The organism is Reyranella sp. GW821-FHT12G01, assembly GCF_058806575.1.
On record NZ_JBXAPV010000001.1, the window covers coordinates 2,792,786 to 2,811,633 of the forward strand.

17 protein-coding genes are annotated in these 18,848 nt (G+C 65.3%); 10 read left to right on the top strand and 7 right to left on the bottom strand.

Features of this window, described 5'->3' with window-relative positions:
* Nucleotides 1-26 precede the first annotated feature (26 nt).
* From AC1RP5_RS13500 to hppD, 3 genes are read right to left on the bottom strand one after another with little or no spacing between them, the layout of a single operon-like run.
* Entirely contained in the window at nucleotides 27-1,019 is a 993-nt protein-coding gene (locus AC1RP5_RS13500) for a fumarylacetoacetate hydrolase family protein (RefSeq protein WP_493111266.1), read from the bottom strand.
* A gap of 11 nt (nucleotides 1,020-1,030) precedes the next feature.
* A complete protein-coding gene (locus AC1RP5_RS13505) occupies nucleotides 1,031-2,191 on the bottom strand; it encodes a homogentisate 1,2-dioxygenase (protein ID WP_493111268.1) in 1,161 nt (386 codons plus the stop codon).
* A 34-nt stretch (nucleotides 2,192-2,225) separates the two neighbouring features.
* A complete protein-coding gene (gene hppD, locus AC1RP5_RS13510) occupies nucleotides 2,226-3,317 on the bottom strand; it encodes a 4-hydroxyphenylpyruvate dioxygenase (RefSeq protein WP_493111270.1) in 1,092 nt (363 codons plus the stop codon).
* A 40-nt stretch (nucleotides 3,318-3,357) separates the two neighbouring features.
* Here hppD and AC1RP5_RS13515 point away from each other — a divergent pair, with 40 nt between their 5' ends.
* The 5 genes from AC1RP5_RS13515 (at nucleotide 3,358) to aat (ending at nucleotide 6,865) form a co-directional block, all read left to right on the top strand.
* Nucleotides 3,358-3,819 (top strand): MarR family winged helix-turn-helix transcriptional regulator, encoded by a 462-nt coding sequence (locus AC1RP5_RS13515; RefSeq protein WP_493111272.1) that lies wholly within the window; start codon nucleotides 3,358-3,360, stop codon nucleotides 3,817-3,819.
* A gap of 65 nt (nucleotides 3,820-3,884) precedes the next feature.
* Complete coding sequence (gene aroQ / locus AC1RP5_RS13520; protein ID WP_493111273.1) at nucleotides 3,885-4,355, top strand: type II 3-dehydroquinate dehydratase; 471 nt, start codon at nucleotides 3,885-3,887, stop codon at nucleotides 4,353-4,355.
* A 22-nt stretch (nucleotides 4,356-4,377) separates the two neighbouring features.
* A complete protein-coding gene (gene accB / locus AC1RP5_RS13525) occupies nucleotides 4,378-4,848 on the top strand; it encodes an acetyl-CoA carboxylase biotin carboxyl carrier protein (protein ID WP_493111275.1) in 471 nt (156 codons plus the stop codon).
* A gap of 15 nt (nucleotides 4,849-4,863) precedes the next feature.
* On the top strand, nucleotides 4,864-6,207 hold the full coding sequence (gene accC / locus AC1RP5_RS13530) for an acetyl-CoA carboxylase biotin carboxylase subunit (RefSeq protein WP_493111277.1): 1,344 nt from the start codon (nucleotides 4,864-4,866) through the stop codon (nucleotides 6,205-6,207).
* Nucleotides 6,208-6,214: 7 nt separating this feature from the next.
* Nucleotides 6,215-6,865 carry a leucyl/phenylalanyl-tRNA--protein transferase gene (aat, locus tag AC1RP5_RS13535; RefSeq protein WP_493111279.1) on the top strand — a complete coding sequence of 217 codons (651 nt, stop codon included), beginning with the start codon at nucleotides 6,215-6,217 and terminating at the stop codon, nucleotides 6,863-6,865.
* On the opposite strand, the gene AC1RP5_RS13540 is transcribed toward aat, so the two are convergent.
* From AC1RP5_RS13540 to AC1RP5_RS13555, 4 genes are read right to left on the bottom strand one after another with little or no spacing between them, the layout of a single operon-like run.
* A complete protein-coding gene (locus AC1RP5_RS13540; protein WP_493111281.1) occupies nucleotides 6,802-7,266 on the bottom strand; it encodes a DUF2155 domain-containing protein in 465 nt (154 codons plus the stop codon). The genes aat and AC1RP5_RS13540 overlap by 64 nt on opposite strands.
* Before the next feature lie 2 nt (nucleotides 7,267-7,268).
* The gene (locus tag AC1RP5_RS13545) at nucleotides 7,269-7,499 is read right to left on the bottom strand and encodes a hypothetical protein (RefSeq protein ID WP_493111282.1); all 231 of its coding nucleotides are present in this window, start codon (nucleotides 7,497-7,499) and stop codon (nucleotides 7,269-7,271) included.
* Nucleotides 7,496-7,945: an outer membrane lipid asymmetry maintenance protein MlaD gene (gene mlaD / locus AC1RP5_RS13550; RefSeq protein ID WP_493111284.1), complete on the bottom strand. Its 450-nt coding sequence runs from the start codon at nucleotides 7,943-7,945 to the stop codon at nucleotides 7,496-7,498. The genes AC1RP5_RS13545 and mlaD overlap by 4 nt, the downstream gene beginning before the upstream one ends.
* Nucleotides 7,946-7,971: 26 nt before the next feature.
* Complete coding sequence (locus AC1RP5_RS13555) at nucleotides 7,972-8,322, bottom strand: NADH:ubiquinone oxidoreductase subunit NDUFA12 (RefSeq protein ID WP_493111285.1); 351 nt, start codon at nucleotides 8,320-8,322, stop codon at nucleotides 7,972-7,974.
* A 299-nt stretch (nucleotides 8,323-8,621) separates the two neighbouring features.
* On the opposite strand from AC1RP5_RS13555, the gene AC1RP5_RS13560 reads away from it, so the two are divergent.
* The 5 genes from AC1RP5_RS13560 to AC1RP5_RS13580 all read left to right on the top strand — a co-directional run bounded on the left by AC1RP5_RS13560 (nucleotide 8,622) and on the right by AC1RP5_RS13580 (nucleotide 18,847).
* On the top strand, nucleotides 8,622-12,314 hold the full coding sequence (locus AC1RP5_RS13560; protein WP_493111287.1) for a vitamin B12-dependent ribonucleotide reductase: 3,693 nt from the start codon (nucleotides 8,622-8,624) through the stop codon (nucleotides 12,312-12,314).
* A gap of 398 nt (nucleotides 12,315-12,712) precedes the next feature.
* Nucleotides 12,713-13,360 carry a TetR/AcrR family transcriptional regulator gene (locus AC1RP5_RS13565; protein ID WP_493111289.1) on the top strand — a complete coding sequence of 216 codons (648 nt, stop codon included), beginning with the start codon at nucleotides 12,713-12,715 and terminating at the stop codon, nucleotides 13,358-13,360.
* Nucleotides 13,357-14,490 (top strand): efflux RND transporter periplasmic adaptor subunit, encoded by a 1,134-nt coding sequence (locus tag AC1RP5_RS13570; RefSeq protein WP_493111290.1) that lies wholly within the window; start codon nucleotides 13,357-13,359, stop codon nucleotides 14,488-14,490. The genes AC1RP5_RS13565 and AC1RP5_RS13570 overlap by 4 nt, the downstream gene beginning before the upstream one ends.
* A gap of 9 nt (nucleotides 14,491-14,499) precedes the next feature.
* Nucleotides 14,500-17,613, top strand: a complete 3,114-nt coding sequence (locus tag AC1RP5_RS13575; RefSeq protein WP_493111291.1) for an efflux RND transporter permease subunit — start codon at nucleotides 14,500-14,502, stop codon at nucleotides 17,611-17,613.
* Nucleotides 17,614-17,668: 55 nt separating this feature from the next.
* Entirely contained in the window at nucleotides 17,669-18,847 is a 1,179-nt protein-coding gene (locus tag AC1RP5_RS13580; protein WP_493111292.1) for a GNAT family N-acetyltransferase, read from the top strand.
* The last annotated feature ends 1 nt before the right edge of the window (nucleotide 18,848 follow it).

Below are 18,848 nucleotides of genomic sequence, written 5' to 3' on the forward strand. Positions count from 1 at the left end.
CGCCTCCGCGGTCACTCTAGCACGGCTCAGGCGGGTGGCGTGTAGCGCACGACCTTCTGGTCGATCGCCCCGAAGATCGATTTTCCGGCACGGTCGAACATTTCGATGCGGATATGGTCGCCGAAGCTCATGAACGGCGTCACCGGCTTGCCGCCCTCGATCGTCTCGCGCACGCGTCGCTCGGCGATGCAGGAGCAACCGACAGCCGCATCGCGGTTCGCCACCGTGCCCGAGCCCACGATCGTCCCCGCTTCGAGGTGTCGCGTGCGCGCGGCGTGCGCAATGAGCTGGCCGAAGTCGAAGGTGAGATCGGTCGCGGCGTTGGGACGGCCGAATTCCTTGCCGTTCAGGATCGAGATCAGCGGCCGGTCGAGCCGCGCGCCGTTCCAGTCGTCGCCCAGCTCGTCCGGCGTCACGGCGACCGGTGCGAACGCCGTCGCGGGCTTGCCGTGGAAGAAACCGAAGCCCTTGCCGAGCTCGGTTACGATGACATTGCGCAGCGACACGTCGTTCAGGATCGTCACCAGCCTGATGTGCTTGCGCGCAGCCTCGGGCGAGATACCCATCGGCACGTCGTCGACCATCACGCCGATCTCGCCCTCGAAATCGATGCCCCAGGCCTCGTCGGCCATCTCGATCTCGTCGTTGGGCCCGATGAAGGAATCCGAGCCGCCCTGGTACATCAACGGATCGGTCCAGAAGGACGGCGGCATCTCGACACCACGCGCCTTGCGCACCAGCTCGACGTGCACGACGTAGGCCGAGCCGTCGGCCCACTGGTAGGCACGCGGCAGTGGCGCCGCCAGCGCGGTCGTGTCGAGCTCGAAGGAGCCGACCGCCTTGTCGTCCTCGAGCTGCTCGGCGAGGTCCCGCAGCTTCGGCCCGTTGGTGGCCCAGTCGTCGAGCGCCCTCTGCAATGTGGGCGCCACGGTCGTGGCCCGGACACCGCGCGTCAGATCACGGTTCACGACGATCAGCGTGCCGTCACGGCCGCCTTCCTTGAGCGATCCCAGTTTCATTATGCGCTTCCCTATTCCGCCGCCTGCTTCACGTCCGCCGGCCGCCACGATTTCACATAGCCCTCGAACTCGACGCCGGCCGGCATCGCGGCAACGTCCACCGCGTCGCGCGTGTCGATCATCACCGCGACCTCGTCGGTCTCGGTCTTGCCGCCACTGCCGACCTTGGTCGTCGCCGCCTTGAACGCCTTGGGATGTGGCCCATGCGTGAAGCCGCTGGGATGCACCGTCATCATGCCGGGATGGATGTTGTCGCGGCTGAAGAAGCTGCCCTTGTGATAGAAGATCACCTCTTCGAAATCGTCGTTGTTGTGGAAGAACGGCAGGCGCAGCGCTTCCGGATCGCTCTCCAGCGGACGCGGCACGAAGGTGCAGACGACGAAGCGGCTTGTCGCCCACGTCGTGTGCGCCGACGGCGGCAGATGGGCGCGATGGCTCATCAACGGCCGCAAGTCGCGCCAGTTGATGCGCACGACGCTGAGATCGCCATGCCAGCCCACCGCATCCAAAGGATTGAACGGGAAGGTCACGGTCGAGAGCGTGTTGCGGCGCTTCACCGAGACTTTCCAAGACCGCTCGTCCTGCTGCGCGCGGAACACATCGTCGATGCGCGGCGTATCGAGCATCGCCGGGTCGAAGATCGCATGCCGGCCGACCAGTCCCTTCTCCGGCAAGGTGAAGTGGTCGTTGGTCGCCTCGATCATCAGCGACACGGTCGGCTTGGCGGGCTCCAGGCGCCACATCGTGCCGCGCGGGATCACGAGATAGTCGCCCTCGGCATAGTCGAGGTGGCCGTAGTCGCAGAACAGCGCGCCGTTGCCCTCGTGGACGAACAGGAGCTGGTCGCCGTCGCTGTTTCGCGCCAGGTCAGGCATCGGTTTGTCGAGCCGCCAGATGCGCATCTGCAGGTGGGTGTTGCCCATCACCTGTTCGGCATTCCAGGGATTGGCCTGGGCCGTCACCAGCTTGTTAAGATCGAGGGCGCGCGGCCGGATCGGGCCGTCGAATTCGACCCAGTCGGTCGGCTTGTGCTTGTGGTGGAACTGCGCGGACGGGCCGAAGAAGCCCTCCTTGCTGATCTCGCGCTCGTAGGTGCCCTCGGGCAGGCGCACATGGGCCTGCCGCGAGGCGGTGCCCTCGACCTGGCGCAATGGGATCCAGTTCTTGGCCATGGCTTCCTCCGTCGTTCTGTCGTTTCGTTCTTTGCTAGGCCTTCAACACGCCGCGGCGGATCTGGTCGAGTTCGATCGATTCGAACAGCGCGCGGAAATTGCCTTCGCCGAAACCTTCGTTGCCGCGGCGCTGGATGATCTCGAAGAAGATCGGACCGATCACGGTCTGGGTGAAGATCTGCAGCAACAGGCCGCCGCCCTTGGTCGGCGCGCCGTCGATCAGGATGCGGTCGGCCGCCAGTCGCGCCAGGTCCTCGCCATGGCCCGGCAAGCGCTCCTCGATCTGCTCATAATAGGTGTCGGGCACGGTCTGGAACGGCACGCCCTTGCCCTTCAGCGTCTCGACCGTCTCGTAGATGTCGCCGGTGCCCAGCGCGATGTGCTGGATGCCCTCGCCGTGATAGGCGGAGAGGTATTCCTGGATCTGCGACTTGTCGTCGGTGCTCTCGTTGATCGGGATGCGGATCTTGCCGCACGGGCTGGTCATTGCCTTGGACTTGAGGCCGGTCAGCTTGCCCTCGATGTCGAAGTATCGGATCTCGCGGAAATTGAAGAGCCGTTCGTAGAAATCGGCCCACTCGGCCATGCGGCCGCGATGCACGTTGTGCGTCAGGTGATCGATATAGGTGAGGCCGACGCCCTTCGGATTGTGGTCGACGCCCGGCAGCCACTCGAAGTCGACGTCGTAGATGGAACCGCGCTCGCCGTAGCGATCGACCAGATAGAGCAGCGAATCGCCGATACCCTTGATCGCCGGGATGTTGAGCTCCATCGGCCCGACCTTGCCCTCGACGCCCCAGGCGCCGAGCGACAGCGCGCGCTTGTAGGCGGCGCCGGCATTCTTCACGCGCAGCGCGATGGCGCAGACGCTGGGGCCGTGCACGCGCGCGAAGCCCTGGGCGAAGCTCTCCTTCTCGGCGTTCACGATGAAATTCACGTCGCCCTGCCGGTAGAGCGAGACGTCCTTGGAGCGATGCTTCGCCACCTTGGTGAAGCCCATGCTCTCGAACAGGGCGCCCAGCGCCGCGGGATCGGGGGCGGTGTATTCGACGAACTCGAACCCGTCGGTGCCCATCGGGTTCACGGCGTCGATCTCCAGGATCTTGGCTTCGCTGACACTCGCCATGTTTGACCTCCCGGCTGAATTAGTTTCAAATGTAACTATTATGCCGATCGAAGCGCAAGCCCTCGAACTGGAGAAATTTCTCCCCTACCGCCTCTCCGTCCTGGCCCAGCTGGTCAGCGAATCGCTGCACGATCTATACGCCGGGCCCTATGGCCTCAGCGTTACGCAGTGGCGGGTGATGGCGGCCCTCGGCCGGTTCGCTCCGCTCACGGCTTCCGATGTGGGACAGCGGATCGTCATGGACAAGGTTGCCGTCAGCCGGGCGGTCGCGGGCCTGATGAAGCGCGGCCTGGTCGAGCGGAACACCGATCTGGACGACCGGCGGCGAGCCTCGCTGCAGCTCAGCCCGAAAGGTCGCACGATGCATGCTAGGATCGTCCCGCTGGCGCTCGAATACGAGGCTAAACTCTACGAGGCCCTGTCCTCCGAGGAGCGTCTCGCCCTCAACGGCTTGTGTGACCGACTGTTCACCCACGCCAAGCTGTTGAGAAACCGGCCCTGAGGCCGCCTTGTGGCCCCGACTCCCCATGCTATAACGCCCGCCTCTTGTGATTCTGGGAGGCAGGATTGGCCGCAAAGGCCGCCCGGCGCCCGCCGGCCCTCAAGCCGGTGCTGGTGCTCAACGGGCCGAACCTCAACATGCTGGGTAAGCGTCAGCCGGAGATCTACGGCCGCGAGACGCTGACGGACGTCGAGACGGCGTGCCGCGCCGAAGCTGCACGCCTCGGTCTCGAGGTCGAATTCGCCCAGAGCAATCACGAGGGCGTGCTGGTCGACCGCATCCAGGCCGCGCGCGAGGGCAATTCCGGCATTGTCATCAATGCCGGCGCCTACACCCATACGTCGGTGGCCCTGCTCGACGCGCTCAATGCCGCCGAGCTGCCGGCCATCGAGGTCCATCTTTCCAACATCTACAAGCGTGAGAGCTTCCGGCATCATTCGTACATCAGCCCGGCCGCGGTCGGCGTGATCGCGGGTCTCGGAACTCAAGGCTATCTCCTCGCCCTCCAGGCGCTGGCGCGCCTGCTGGCACGCTGACCAACATCGGGAGCGTTTCTCCATGGCAAAGTTCGAACTGGATACCGAGTTCGTCCGCAAGCTGGCGGCAATTCTCGAGGAAACCAAACTCGGCGAGATCGAGCTGGCCGACGGTGAGCGGCGCATCCGCGTCGCCCGTCCGGCCGCGCCCGTCGCGCAGGCGGCCCCCGTCATGATGGCGGCCGCCCCCGCCGCGGCGGCCGCTCCGGTCGCTGCAACCGGTGCGCCTGCCGCCGCTTCAGGCGATCTCTCCAAGCATCCCGGCCTCGTGAAGTCGCCGATGGTGGGCACCGCCTATCTGGCGCCCGAGCCCGGCAAGCCGAACTTCGTCGCGGTGGGCGACAAGGTGACGGCCGGCCAGACGCTGCTCATCATCGAGGCGATGAAGACCTTCAATCCGATCAAGGCTCCGAAGGCCGGCACGGTGACCCAGGTCCTGATCGAGAACGGCCGGCCGGTGGAGTTTGGCGAACCGCTGATGATCGTCGAGTAAGGGGCACCAGTGCCGATGTTCGACAAGGTCCTCATCGCCAATCGCGGCGAGATCGCACTTCGCATCCATCGCGCCTGCCGCGAGATGGGTATCCAGACGGTCGCGGTCCACTCGACCGCGGACAGCGACGCGATGCATGTGCGCCTGGCCGACGAATCGGTGTGCATCGGCCCGCCGCCGGCGCGCGAGAGCTATCTCAACATTCCCGCGATCCTGTCGGCCGCGACGATCGCCGGCGCCGACGCGATCCATCCGGGCTACGGCTTCCTGTCGGAGAATGCGCGCTTCGCCGAGGCGGTGGAGGCACATGGCTTCACCTTCATCGGTCCGACGCCGCAGCACATCTCGATGATGGGCGACAAGATCGTGGCCAAGCAGACTGCCAAGGAACTTGGCCTGCCGCTGGTGCCGGGCTCGCCGGGTCCGGTCGACTCCGTCGAGGAAGTCATCGAACTGGGCACCAAGATCGGCTGGCCGGTGCTGATCAAGGCCGTCGCCGGCGGCGGCGGACGCGGCATGAAGGTCGTCGACGGCCCCGAGGCGGCCGCCGAAGCCTTCTCGCTGGCCCGCGCCGAAGCCAAGGCCGCGTTCAGCAACGATTCGGTCTATGTCGAAAAGTATCTCGGCCGGCCGCGCCACATCGAGATCCAGGTGCTGGGCGACGGGCTCGGCGCCGGCATCCATCTCGGCGAGCGCGACTGCTCGCTGCAGCGCCGCCATCAGAAGGTTCTGGAAGAAGCGCCCTCGCCGGCGCTGAACGCCGAGCAGCGCAACCGGATCGGCGAGTTGGCGGCCGATGCCGTCCGCAAGCTCAAGTATCGCGGCGCCGGCACCATGGAATTCCTGTTCCAGGACGGCGAATTCTACTTCATCGAGATGAACACCCGCCTGCAGGTCGAGCATCCGATCACCGAGGCGGTGACGGGCATCGATCTCGTGCGCGAGCAGATCCGCATCGCTTCCGGCTCGCCTCTCGGCCTCACGCAAAAGGACATCGTGATCCAGGGCCACGCCATCGAGTGCCGGATCAATGCCGAGAACCCCGAGACCTTCGTTCCCTGCCCCGGCACCGTCACCGACTATCACTCGCCGGGCGGACTGGGCGTGCGCGTTGATTCTGGCCTCTATGCCGGCTACGCGATTCCGCCCTACTACGACTCGATGGTCGCCAAGCTGATCGTAAACGGCAGCAGCCGCAACGAATGCATGATGCGTTTGCGCCGTTCGCTCGAGGAGTTCGTGGTCGGGGGCATCGACACCACGATCCCGCTGCATCGCCGCATCATCGGCGAGCAAGCCTTCATCGACGGCGACTACGACATCCACTGGCTGGAGAAGCTGGTCGGCCTGAAGAAGTAGAGCCGGCATGCTGGAGATCACACCCGACCTCCTGCTCCAGGCCTATCGCATCGGTGTCTTTCCCATGGGGGAAAGCCGCCAGGATCCCAAGCTCTATTGGCTCGATCCCCGCCTGCGCGCGGTCTTGCCGCTCGATGGCTTCCACCTCTCGCACCGGCTGGCGCGCACGGTCCGCGGCGGCCACTTCGAGGTGAGTGCCGACACCGCCTTTGCCGAGACGGTGCGCGCCTGCGCCGAGCCGCGCCCTGGCCATCCCGAAAGCTGGATCAACGAACCGATCGTCGCTCTCTACACGGAGCTGCACGCGCGCGGTTACGCGCACAGCCTTGAGTGCCGCGTCGACGGTCGGCTGGTCGGCGGCCTGTACGGCGTCTCGGTGGGCGCCGCGTTCTTCGGCGAGAGCATGTTCAGCCGCGAGCGTGACGCCTCGAAGGTGGCCCTCGTCCATTTGGTGGCGCGGCTGATCAAGGGTGGCTTCCGGCTACTCGACTGCCAGTTCATGACCGAGCATCTACGCAGCTTCGGCGCGGTCGAAATCCCGCGCGACGACTTCAAGGCGCTGCTGGCCGATGCGATCGACCAGCCGGCCGAGTTTCAGCGCGAGCTGGGCGGAGACGATCCCTGCGCCATCGTGCAGGAGAGCACGCGCAAATCGTAGACGCCGTGGTCGAGTGCCGACAGCGACGGCGTCGAGGCGAACATCCAGCCGGCGAACAGCTTCTCTTCCGCCTGGCCGGGCTTGTGATCGATGATGGTGAGATAGGCCACCGATTCCGGCGGCGCCTCGGGCACGTTCACGAGGCAATCGCTGACCGTGACCTCGAGCGTACCGAAGCGCGTCGACTTGCCGACCGGCACATAGAAGCGCTGGGTGCGGGCCGTCACCTTGTCGAGCCCCTGCAGTTCGGCCGACCGCACTCCGGGACCGTCCGGCACGGGTCGCAGGTTGGCGTTGCCCGGGCGTTGCGGAGGTTGCTGTTGTGCCGGCGGTGGCGGTGTTTGTGCCGACGCCGCGCCGATTCCTGCCACGAGGACAGCGAAGACGAGCAGCCCGCGCATGCTCAACTCTTGGCGCGGGGCGGCGTCAACCCGTCGATCAGTTCGTGAAGCGCCTGCTTTATCTGAGTCGCGTCGCATCCCATCAGAACCCCGTCCTCCAGCGCGTCGGCGCAGAGGCTTTCGATCTCCTGGATGTTCTGGTTCAGGACTTTGATCTTTTCGAGGCATGAGACCGGCTTGCCGTCCGGCTGCCGCCAGACCGGCGGCTCCTTCGGGGATTGGGTGCCCATCACTTACTGCTCGTGCTGCCGAACATGAACTTGGCGATCAGTTCGGTGAGCGGGATCGAATCCTGCGTCTGATGGATCTCGCCACCATTCTTCAGCATCTGCTTGTCACTACCCGGCTCGAGCACGACGACCATACCGCCCAGCAGCGACTCGCTCACGATCTTGGCGTTGGTGTCGGCCGGCAGATCGACGTTCGATGTAACCGCGAGACGCACCACCGCCTGATAGGTCTTGGGATCGAGGCTGTAGCTCGTGACGCTGCCGATCTTGACCCCACTCAAGGTCACGTCGGCGCCGCGCTTCAAGCCGTCGATGCGGCCGAAGCGGGCGACGAGTTCGTAGCCGTCAGGGCCCGCACGATCGGATTTCGAAAAGGCGTAAAAAACGAACGCGCCGGCCACCACCAGCACCAGCGCGCCCACGATCGTCTCGACAATATTGCGGCCCACGCGCGTTTCCCCCGCTGCCTGCGCCGTCAGCCTGGACGCCACGCCTCATAGGGAGGCTTGGGCTTCTCGCCCTCGGACAGCGCATGACCCGGAGGCCGATAGGCATGATCGGTGCCCGTAAGATTGGGCAGATGTTCCTTCTGCCACGCTTTGCGCGGCGCACCGCCGGCAGGCGGCGGATCGGCGAGCATGTTGTGCAGCCAACCATGCCATTCGGGAGGGATGCGCGACGCTTCGGCGACGCCGTTGTACATCACCCAGCGCTTGCGCCGCATGCCGGCGACGATGCGCTTGTCCTGGAAGTAGCGGTTGCCCTCCGCATCAGTGCCGACGAGTTCGCCGCGCATCTTGGTGAAGAGCCAGGTGCCGATGATCATGTACGAACCACGTTAGTAAGTGACTGCGCCGCTTGTACGCGGGCGCTCCATCGCGTGCAACGCGACGCGAAGGACGCTCGATTCGTGTCATTCGACGACAGCGAATCGAGTGATTCGATCACCTGTTGCTCACTTGCATCATCTAGTATCATCAACACCCTGGTCTACAAAATGTAGTTGCGCCCACAAGATTTTGTAATTTACTATCATCTCGTGCCCATATGTGCGTGTTCGATCTAGATCGAACACCCCCCGCGACAGGGAACCAGAATGGCGGGAACGGGCACGGGGGATCGTCGATGCGCTTCGAGCGTCGGTATACGCAAGCAGGAAAATCGCCATTCGCAGGAATGGCGTTTCGTGCTGCCGACTCCGAAATTCGCAACCCGGACGGGTCAATCGTCTTCCAGTTGAAGAACATCGAAGTGCCGGCCGCGTGGTCGCAGGTCGCAGCCGACGTTCTCGCGCAGAAGTATTTCCGCCGTGCCGGCGTGCCCGCGCACACGATCCGCGTCGCCGATGCCGACGTGCCGGAGTGGCTGTGGCGTTCGGTGCCCGACGAGGCAGCGCTTGCCGCGATGCCCGAGGCCGAGCGCTTCGGCAGCGAGAGCAGCGCTCGCCAGGTTTTCCACAGGATGGCCGGTGCCTGGACTTACTGGGGTTGGCAGGGCGGCTACTTCGACAGCGAGGAGGATGCCCGCTCCTTCTATGACGAGCAGTGCTTCATGCTCGCGGCGCAGATTTGCGCGCCAAACTCTCCGCAGTGGTTCAACACCGGTCTGCACTGGGCCTACGGCATCGATGGCCCGGGCCAAGGTCACTGGTTCGTCGATCATCGTGATGGTCAGGCCCATCCGTCGGCCTCGGCCTACGAGCGGCCGCAGCCGCATGCCTGCTTCATCCAGAGTGTCGCCGACGATCTGGTGAACGAAGGCGGCATCATGGATCTGTGGATCCGCGAGGCGCGCCTCTTCAAGTACGGCTCCGGCACCGGCTCAAACTTCTCCCGCGTGCGCGGCTCGGGCGAGAAGCTCTCCGGCGGCGGGCAGTCTTCCGGCCTGATGTCGTTCCTCAAGATCGGCGATCGCGCGGCTGGCGCCATCAAGTCGGGCGGCACCACGCGCCGCGCGGCCAAGATGGTGAGCGTCGACATCGACCATCCCGACATCGAGGAGTTCATCTCCTGGAAGATGCTCGAGGAGCAGAAGGTCGCCGCCCTGGTCGCGGGCTCGCGTCTGGCCAACCGGCATCTCAATGCCGTGATGCGCGCCTGCCTCGACGGTGCCGAAGGCGAAGCCGCCTTCGATCCGCGGCAGAATTCGAAGCTGCGGCGCGAGATCGTCGCAGCCCGGCAAGCCGAGCTGCCCGAGAACTACATCCAGCGGGTCATCCAGTTCGCCCGCCAGGGCTACCGGCACATCGAGTTCCCGAGCTTCGACACGGATTGGGACTCGGAAGCCTATGCGTCGGTTTCCGGGCAGAACGCCAACAACTCGGTGCGCGTCACAGATGCGTTCCTGCGCGCGGTCGAAGAGGACCGTCAGTGGGCACTGACCGAGCGCACGACCGGCAAGACGACCCAGACGATGCGGGCTCGCGCCCTGTGGGACCAGGTCGCCGAAGCCGCCTGGCATTCCGCCGATCCGGGCGTCCAGTACGACACGACGATCAACGACTGGCACACCTGCCCCGAATCGGGGCGCATCAACGCCTCGAACCCGTGCTCGGAGTACATGTTCCTCGACGACACGGCGTGCAATCTCGCCTCGCTGAACCTGATGCGGTTCCGGCGCGAGGACGGCTCGATCGATGTCGAGGCGCTGGAACATGCCAGCCGGCTGTGGACGGTCGTCCTCGAGATCTCGGTGATGATGGCGCAATACCCATCGCGCCGGATCGCCGAGTTCTCCTACGAATACCGGACCCTGGGCCTGGGCTACGCCAATCTCGGCGCGCTGCTGATGGCATCGGGCCTCGGCTACGACTCGGCCAAGGGCCGAGCCATCGCTGGCGCCCTCACCTCGATCATGACCGGCACCGCCTATGCAACGTCGGCCGAGATGGCGGGCCTGATGGGCGCCTTCCCGGGCTTCACGGCCAATCGCGAGCCCATGCTGAGGGTCATCCGCAACCATCGGCATGCCGCCCTGGGCTCGACCGAGGCCTATGAAGGTCTCTCCATCGCGCCGCAGCCCCTCGATGCAGCCAACTGCAGCGACGACCGGCTCGTCGCCGCGGCCCGCCGGGTCTGGAATCGCGCGCTGGCGCTGGGCGAACGTCACGGATACCGCAACGCACAAGTCTCCGTACTCGCGCCGACGGGCACGATCGGGCTGGTGATGGACTGCGATACGACCGGTATCGAGCCCGACTTTGCCCTGGTTAAGTTCAAGAAATTGGCTGGCGGCGGCTATTTCAAGATCATCAACCAGACCGTCCCGCTGGCGCTGCGCACCCTGGGCTACGACGACGCCGCGATCACGCGCATCGTCGACCATGCGGTGGGCCACGGCTCGCTTGCCGCCGCGCCGGCGATCAACCATCAGAGCCTTGCCGCCCGCGGCTTCGACGCCGCGACCCTGGAACGGATCGACCGGGCAATCGTCACGGCTTTCGACATCCGTTTCGCCTTCTCGCGTTACACGCTGGGCGAAGTCTTCTGCCGTGAAACGCTCGGCCTCGACGACGAGATGCTTGTCGATCCCAAGCTCGACATCCTCTCTCGCCTCGGCTTCTCACGCAGCGACATCGCCGCCGCGAACGTCCATGCGTGTGGCACGATGAGCGTGGAAGGCGCACGCGATCTCAAGCGTGAGCATCTTTATGTGTTCGATTGTGCGAATCCCTGTGGACGAGATGGCATGCGCTGCTTGTCTGCAGAGAGTCACATACGCATGATGGCAGCAGCACAACCCTTCGTATCGGGTGCCATCTCCAAGACCGTCAACATGCCCAACGCAGCGACGGTCGAGGATTGCCGCAAGGCGTATGAGATGTCGTGGAAGCTCGGATTGAAAGCCAACGCCCTCTACCGTGACGGCTCCAAGCTATCGCAGCCCCTCTCTGCGATGGCCTTGGGCGATGACGTTGCGGCCAATGACGACCTTGCCGACCTGTCTCCGGTCGCGCGGGCGCCGATCATTGCCGAGCGGATCGTGGAACGCATCGTCGAGCGCGAGGTCCGGGCCGGCCGCGAGCGGCTGCCGCAGCGCCGCAAGGGATATACCCAGAAAGCCATCGTCGGCGGCCACAAGGTCTATCTCCGGACCGGTGAATACGAAGATGGCCGCGTCGGCGAGATCTTCGTCGACATGCACAAGGAAGGCGCGGCGTTCCGCAGCCTCATGAACAACTTTGCCATCGCGATCTCGATCGGCCTGCAATACGGCGTGCCCCTCGAGGAATTCGTCGAGGCCTACACCTTCACCCGGTTCGAGCCGTCGGGCCTGGTCGAGGGCAACGACGCGATCAAGATGTCGACGTCGGTGCTCGACTATATCTTCCGCGAGCTGGCGATCTCCTATCTCGGGCGCAACGACCTCGCGCATGTCGAGCAGGCTGACCTCCGCCCCGATGGCGTCGGCCGTGGCGAAGTCCAGGGTGAGCTGCCCTCGCCCGGCACGAATGCCGCCGAAGCGGCCGCCGCCGCGGTCAGCCGCATCGCCAGCGTCGGCTATGTGCGCAGCAACCTTTACGTATTGAACGGCAGGAGTGCCGGCAATGCCGCGATCGCCGACGAGGCGATTGCAGGCGCCGCCCTGCCCCACGGACTGACCGACGGACCAGCCGTCGCTTCGGCGCACATCGCCAAGGCGGCCGTCGTCAGCGTCGCGCTCGGAGAAGCATCCTCCTCATCCTTGGGACAAGCCTTCACGGCGAAGCTCAAGGGCTTTGAAGGGGATGCCTGTCCGGAATGCGGCAACTTCACCATGGTCCGCAACGGGACGTGCCTCAAATGCACAACCTGCGGCGGCACCACCGGCTGCAGTTGAGCATGCGTGGCGTAGCGTACCAGCGTACCCCGGGGGCCTCACGGTTGGGGACCTCATAGCTAACCATAGGAGACAGTTATGGCTGCTAAGAAGAAGGTTGCGAAGAAGAAGGCTGCTAAGAAGAAGAAGCAGTAAATAGGAAAGGGCGTAGGTCAAAGTTTACTTTGACCCCTCTAACCAACGCCTTTCGGCTTCCGTGTGGGTGCCCCCTCTAGGGGCCCCACCGGAGGCCACCTAACAGAAGACGAGCATCAAGCCGATCCGACACCTTCGCTTGCGGAGGTGGAAAGGCGAAACTAGCCAAAGCGTCCGGCGACTTCGGTCTGCCGGACTTTTTTCTGTCCGGCCCCAGCAAACGCGGCTTGAACGACTGCCGTTTCCGCATTACATGGCGGAACATGGATACTGACCGGTCAGTCAATACCGTCCCTCTAAGCCCAACCCGCGTCCGGCGGCCGGAAGACCGTGCCTCCGAGATTGCCCGTGCGGCGCTCGACCTGTTCGTCACCCGGGGTTTTGCCGCCACCAAGCTGGAAGACGTCGCCAAGGCGGCGTCTGTCAGCAAGGGCCTCCCCTACCTCTACTTCAAGAACAAGGAAGAGCTCTTCAAAGCGGTCATCACCGAAGCCGTCCAGGGTCCGCTCGCGTCGGCGAGCGAGTTGATCGACCGCTTCGAAGGAACGAGCGAGGAGCTGTTGCGCGGCCTGGTCGCCGGCTTCCGCGCCTTCGAGGAGAGCCCGGCCGGCGGTGTCGTGAAGCTGATCCTGGCCGAGGCCGGCAACTTCCCCGAGGTCGCGCGTTTCTACTGCACCCACTTCGACGTGCGCGGCCGCGACCTCTTCGCCCGCACCTTGCGGCGCGGCGTGGAGAGCGGCGAGTTCCGTCCCCTTGCCGACCTGGAGACCACCGCCATCCTGGTGGTGCAGCCGCTTGCCATGTTCTCCGTCTGGAAGCGTTCGCTGGCGCCGTTCGATCCCGGCAAGGTCGACAGCGACCAGTACTACGCCGCCTATCTCGACTTCGTACTCAAAGGGCTGCGGCCATGAAAACCAGAAGCAAGATCGTCCTCGCCATCGTCGGCGCCAGCCTGTTGGTGGGCGGCGGCGCCTTCGCCTGGAAGCGCGGCAAGGTCGCGCCGACCGCCGGCAACGGCGCCGTTGCCGCGAAGACGACCGATCGCGCACTCGAGTTGATCCCCGCCGAAGTCCATACGATCAAGCCGCGCGGCCTTGTCGATGTTGTCCGGTTCACCGGCACCACGCAGCCGATCGACCAGACCATCGTGAAGAGCCGCGTCTCCGGCCGCCTCGCCGAGGTTCTGGTCCGCGAGGGCGACCATGTCACCGAAGGCCAGGTGCTGGCGCGCTTCGAGACGACCGAACTGCAGGCGAAGATGAACGAGCGCCAGTCGGCTCTCGAAGCCGCCCGCGCCGACGCGCGCTGGACCGCGCGCGACCGCTCCGACAAGGAGACACTTGCCAACCGCAACATCGTCTCGCAATCCGCCGCCGACCAGGCGCGCGCGACGGCCGAGAACCGCGCCTCCATGGTTGCCGTCAGCGAAGCCCAGCTCGACGTCGCCCGCAAGAACCTGGCCGATGCCGAGGTGAAGGCGCCGTTCGACGGCGTGGTGGGCGAGCGCATCGCCAACCAGGGCGAATCGCTGCCGATCGACGGCAAGATCCTGGCCCTACTCGACACAAGCCATGTCGAGATCGCCGCCCAGATGCCCGCGGCCGACGTGATCCGCATGAAGGTCGGCCAGGCCGCCACCGTCACGCTCGAAGGCTTCGGCGACCGTGTGTTCGACGGCAGGATCACCCGCATCAGCCCGACCACGCAGGCCGGCTCCCGCTCGATTCCCGTCTATGTCGAGATCACCGACCGCCACGAGGCCTTGCGCGGCGGCCTGTTCGGCACCGGCAGCGTCACTGTGCAGGAGAAGGGTCATGCACTGGCCGTCCCCGCCTCGGCGATGCGCAAGGACGATCAGGGTGAGTATGTACTGGTCGTCGAGAACGACGCGCTGGTGCGCAAGCCGGTCGGCGCGGTGCGGACCTGGTCGCGCGGCGAACTGGTCGAGGTGAAGGGCCTCGAATCGGGTATGACCGTGGTCTCGGCGCCCCTGCCCGGCCTTCGGGCCGGCCAGCCTGTCAAGATTGTCGAAACCCGCTAGGCCGCCGCCGTGAAGCTCACCCAGATCGCGGTCGACAATCCGGTCTTCGCCACCATGATGATGGTGGCGTTGCTGGTGATGGGCCTGTTCTCCTATCGCCAGCTCGGCATCGACCAGTTCCCCAACGTCGATTTCCCGATCGTCGTGGTCACGACCGACTATCCCGGCGCTTCACCGGAGACGGTCGAGAGCGAGATCAGCCGCAAGATCGAGGAATCGGTCAATGCCATCGCCGGCCTGAAGACGCTGACCTCGCGGTCGCTCGAAGGCCGGTCGATCGTCATCGCCGAGTTCGAGCTGTCGGTGCCGTCCGCCGTCGCGATGCAGGACGTCCGCGAGAAGGTGCAGATGGTCCGGGCGGCCTTCCGGCCGGAGATCAAGGAACCGCTGATCCAGCGCTTCAACCCGGACGACCAGCCGATCGTGTCGATCGCCGTGCGCTCCGACGTCCGCTCGGTGCGCGATCTCACGACCCTGGCCGACCAGATCATCATCAAGCGCCTGCAGACGGTGCGCGATGTCGGCCGCGCCACCATCGCCGGCGGCCTGAAGCGCCAGATCAACATCGAGCTCGATCCTGGCCGCATGCACGCCCTTCGCGTCGGCGTGAACGACATCATGCGGGCGATCAAGGACGAGAATCAGAACTTCCCCGCCGGCAACGTCCAGCGCGGCAACGACGACCGGGTGATCGAGGTCACCGGCCGGGTCGTCGAACCGGCCGACTTCGCCGACCTGATCGTGGCCCGCCGCGGCCAGGCGCCAGTCTATCTCCGCCAGGTCGCCAACGTGGTCGACGGCCAGCAGGAGCTGGAAAACGTCGCCATGCTGAACGGCGAACGGGCGCTCGCCATCGACGTGGTGAAGACCCAGGGCTCCAACACCATCGAAGTGGCCCGTGGCGTTCGTCGCGCCGTGGCGGAGCTGCAGACGTCCCTGCCCCCGGATGTGAAGCTGGAGATCGTGCGCGACAGCTCGCGCGGCATCCAGAACTCGGTCGACAACGTCCAGCAGACGATGGTCGAGGGCGGCCTGCTCACCATCGCCATCGTCTTCCTGTTCCTGCATTCCTGGCGCAGCACGGTCATCACCGGCCTCGCCCTGCCGATCTCGGTGTTCGGCGCCTTCATGGTGATGGCCGCGTTCGGCTTCACCCTGAACGTGCTCACCCTGATGGCGCTCAGCCTCGCCATCGGCATCCTGATCGACGACGCGATCGTGGTGCGCGAGAACATCATGCGCCACATCGGCTTCGGCAAGACGCACCGCCAGGCCGCCATCGACGGCACCAACGAGATCGGCCTGGCCGTGCTGGCCACGACCTTCTGCATCGTGGCGGTGTTCCTGCCCGTCGCCTTCATGGGCGGCATCATCGGCCGCTTCTTCTTCCAGTTCGGCGTCATGGTCTCGGCCGCCGTGCTGATCTCGCTGTTCGTGTCCTTCACCCTCGATCCGATGCTGTCGTCGGTCTGGTACGACCCGCAGGCCCACGGCAACGGCCGCTTCGCCCGCATCGTCAACGGCGCGCAGGAGAAGGCCAACGGCGTCTATCGTGTCGTGCTGGGCTGGGCGTTGCGCTGGCCCAAGCTCACGCTACTGATCGCGCTGGGCACTTTCGTCGGCAGCTTCGCCTTGCCGAAATACATCGGCTTCGAGTTCGTGCCCCAGGCCGATCTCGGCGAGCAGGTCGTGAGTATCGAAACGCCGGTCGGCTCCTCGCTGGAATACACCGAGGCCAAGCTGCGCCAGGTCGATGCGGCGATCCGCGAGTTTCCCGAGATCGAATACACCTACGGCACGGTCAACACCGGCTATGCCAACGGCAAGAACCAGGCGAGCCTCTATCTCAAGCTGAAGCCGCTGAAGCAGCGCACGCGCTCGCCCGACCAGCTTGCCCAGCCGATCCGCGAGCGGCTGGCCAGCATCCCGGGCATCCTGGTCTCCATCAACATTCCCGGCGGTCCGGGTGGCGGCGTCCAGAAGCAGCTCCAGCTTTCGCTGCAGGGACCGGACACCAACACGCTCGACACGATCTCGCAGGACGTGATGAAGCGCGCCGCCGGCATCCGCGGCCTCGTCGACCTCGATCGCAATCTCAAGGCCGCGAAACCGATCCTGTCGGTGCGCCTGCGCCGTGACGCCGCCTCCGACCTCGGGCTTGGCTCGGCCTCGGTCGCCCAGTCGCTGCGGCCGCTGTTCGCCGGTGACGAAACCAGCCTGTGGCGCGCACCCGATGGCGAGAACTACATGGTCATGGTCCGCCTGCCGACCGACGACCGCAGCGGCATCGCCGACCTCCATCGGGTCTGGTTCACCGCCGGCACCGAGGCCAACGGCCTGCCGCGCATGGTGCATATCGCGCAGATTGCCGATGTCATAACCGACGTTGGCGCCTCGCAGATCAACCGCCGCGACCTCAACCGCGAGGTCCAGATCACCGCCAACGTGTTCGGCCGCTCGGCCGGCGAAGTCTCGAGCGACCTGCAGAAGATCCTGGCCGAGACTAAGCTGCCGCCGGGCTACCGCTTCGTGTTCGGCGGCTCGACCAAGGACATGGCCGAGAGCGCGGCCTACGCCGGCCAGGCGCTGCTGATGGCCGTCATCCTGATCTACCTGATCCTGGCCTCGCAGTTCGGCAGCTTCCTGCAGCCCATCGCCATTATGATGTCGCTGCCGATGTCGCTGATCGGCGTGTTCCTCGGCCTCCTGATCGCCGGCACGACGCTGAACATCTTCTCAGCCATCGGCTTCATCATGCTGATGGGCCTCGTCACCAAGAACGCCATCCTGCTTGTCGACTTCTTCAATCAGGCGCGCGAGCGCGGCGCGCCGGTCAACGAGGCCCTGCTCGAAGCCGGTTCGATCCGCCTGCGGCCGATCCTGATGACCACGCTGGCCATGGTCTTCGGCATGATGCCGCTGGCCCTGGGCCTCGGCGAAGGCGCCAGCCAGCGTGCGCCGATGGCCCATGCGGTCATCGGCGGCCTGATCAGCTCGACCCTTCTCACCCTCGTCGTAGTGCCCGTGATGCTGATCTATATCGACCGGCTCAGCCTGTGGGCGACCCGCAAATTCAGCCATTCGCCCGACGAGATCGCGCGCGAACACAAGCCTGCCGAGTAGAATCGGCGGTATCGATTAGCCATCGTGCTGGCACGATTCGCGCTATGCTGTGTGTATGCCGGATGATGCCCCGACAGTAGGCCTGCGCATCGTCGACTCGCTCGCCGCGGTCGACGCCGCCCAGTGGGATGCCTGCGCCCTCGCGCCCGGATCGGCGGGCAATCCTTTTCTCAGCTACCGCTTCCTGAAGGCTCTGGAGGATTCCAAGTCGGTCGGACGGCGCACCGGGTGGCAACCGCAGTACCTGGTGGCCGAATCGGACGACGGCACCCTGCAGGGCGCCGCGCCGCTCTACATGAAGAGTCATTCCCAGGGCGAGTATGTGTTCGATCACGGCTGGGCACAGGCCCTCGAACGTGCCGGCGGCCGCTATTACCCCAAGCTCCAGGTTGCCGTGCCCTTCACACCGGTGCCCGGGCCGCGCCTGTTCGCCAAGCCCGGCCCGCTCGCGGATGCCGTGCGCGACGCCCTGATCGACATGCTGTCCAAGGTGGCCGACGACAACAATATCAGCTCGGTCCACGCCACCTTCTGCAGCGAAGAAGAATGGAAGCGCTTCGGCGAGCACGGCTGGCTGTTGCGGCTGGGCCAGCAATATCACTGGAAGAACGAAGGCTATCGTACTTTCGATGATTTCCTCGGCGCCCTTGCCTCACGCAAGCGCAAGGCGATCCGCAAGGAGCGCGAAGCCGTGAAGCGCGAAGGCATCTCGATCCATACGCTGAGCGGCGACGACATCCGCCCCGAGCACTGGGATGCCTTCTTCGCCTTCTACATGGATACCGGCGGCCGCAAGTGGGGCACGCCCTATCTCACACGTGCCTTCTTCGACATCCTGGGGTCGACCATGGCCGACAAGGTCGTGCTGGTCCTGGCCGAAGCCGATGGACGCCCGGTCGGCGGGGCACTCAACCTCAAGGGCGACGACACGCTCTACGGGCGCTACTGGGGTTGCCTGGAAAGCCACGCCTTCCTGCATTTCGAAGCCTGCTACTACCAGGCCATCGACTACGCGATCGCTCATGGCCTCGCGCGTGTCGAAGCCGGTGCCCAAGGCGACCACAAGATCCAGCGCGGCTACCTGCCGGTGCCGACCTACTCGGCGCACTGGATCGTCGATCCGAACTTCCGACATGCCGTCGCGGAATATCTCAAGCGCGAACGTCCCGCGGTCCAGCAGGAGATCGAAGGCTTGATGCAGTATTCGCCGTTCAGGAAGGAAAACGAGGGCTGAC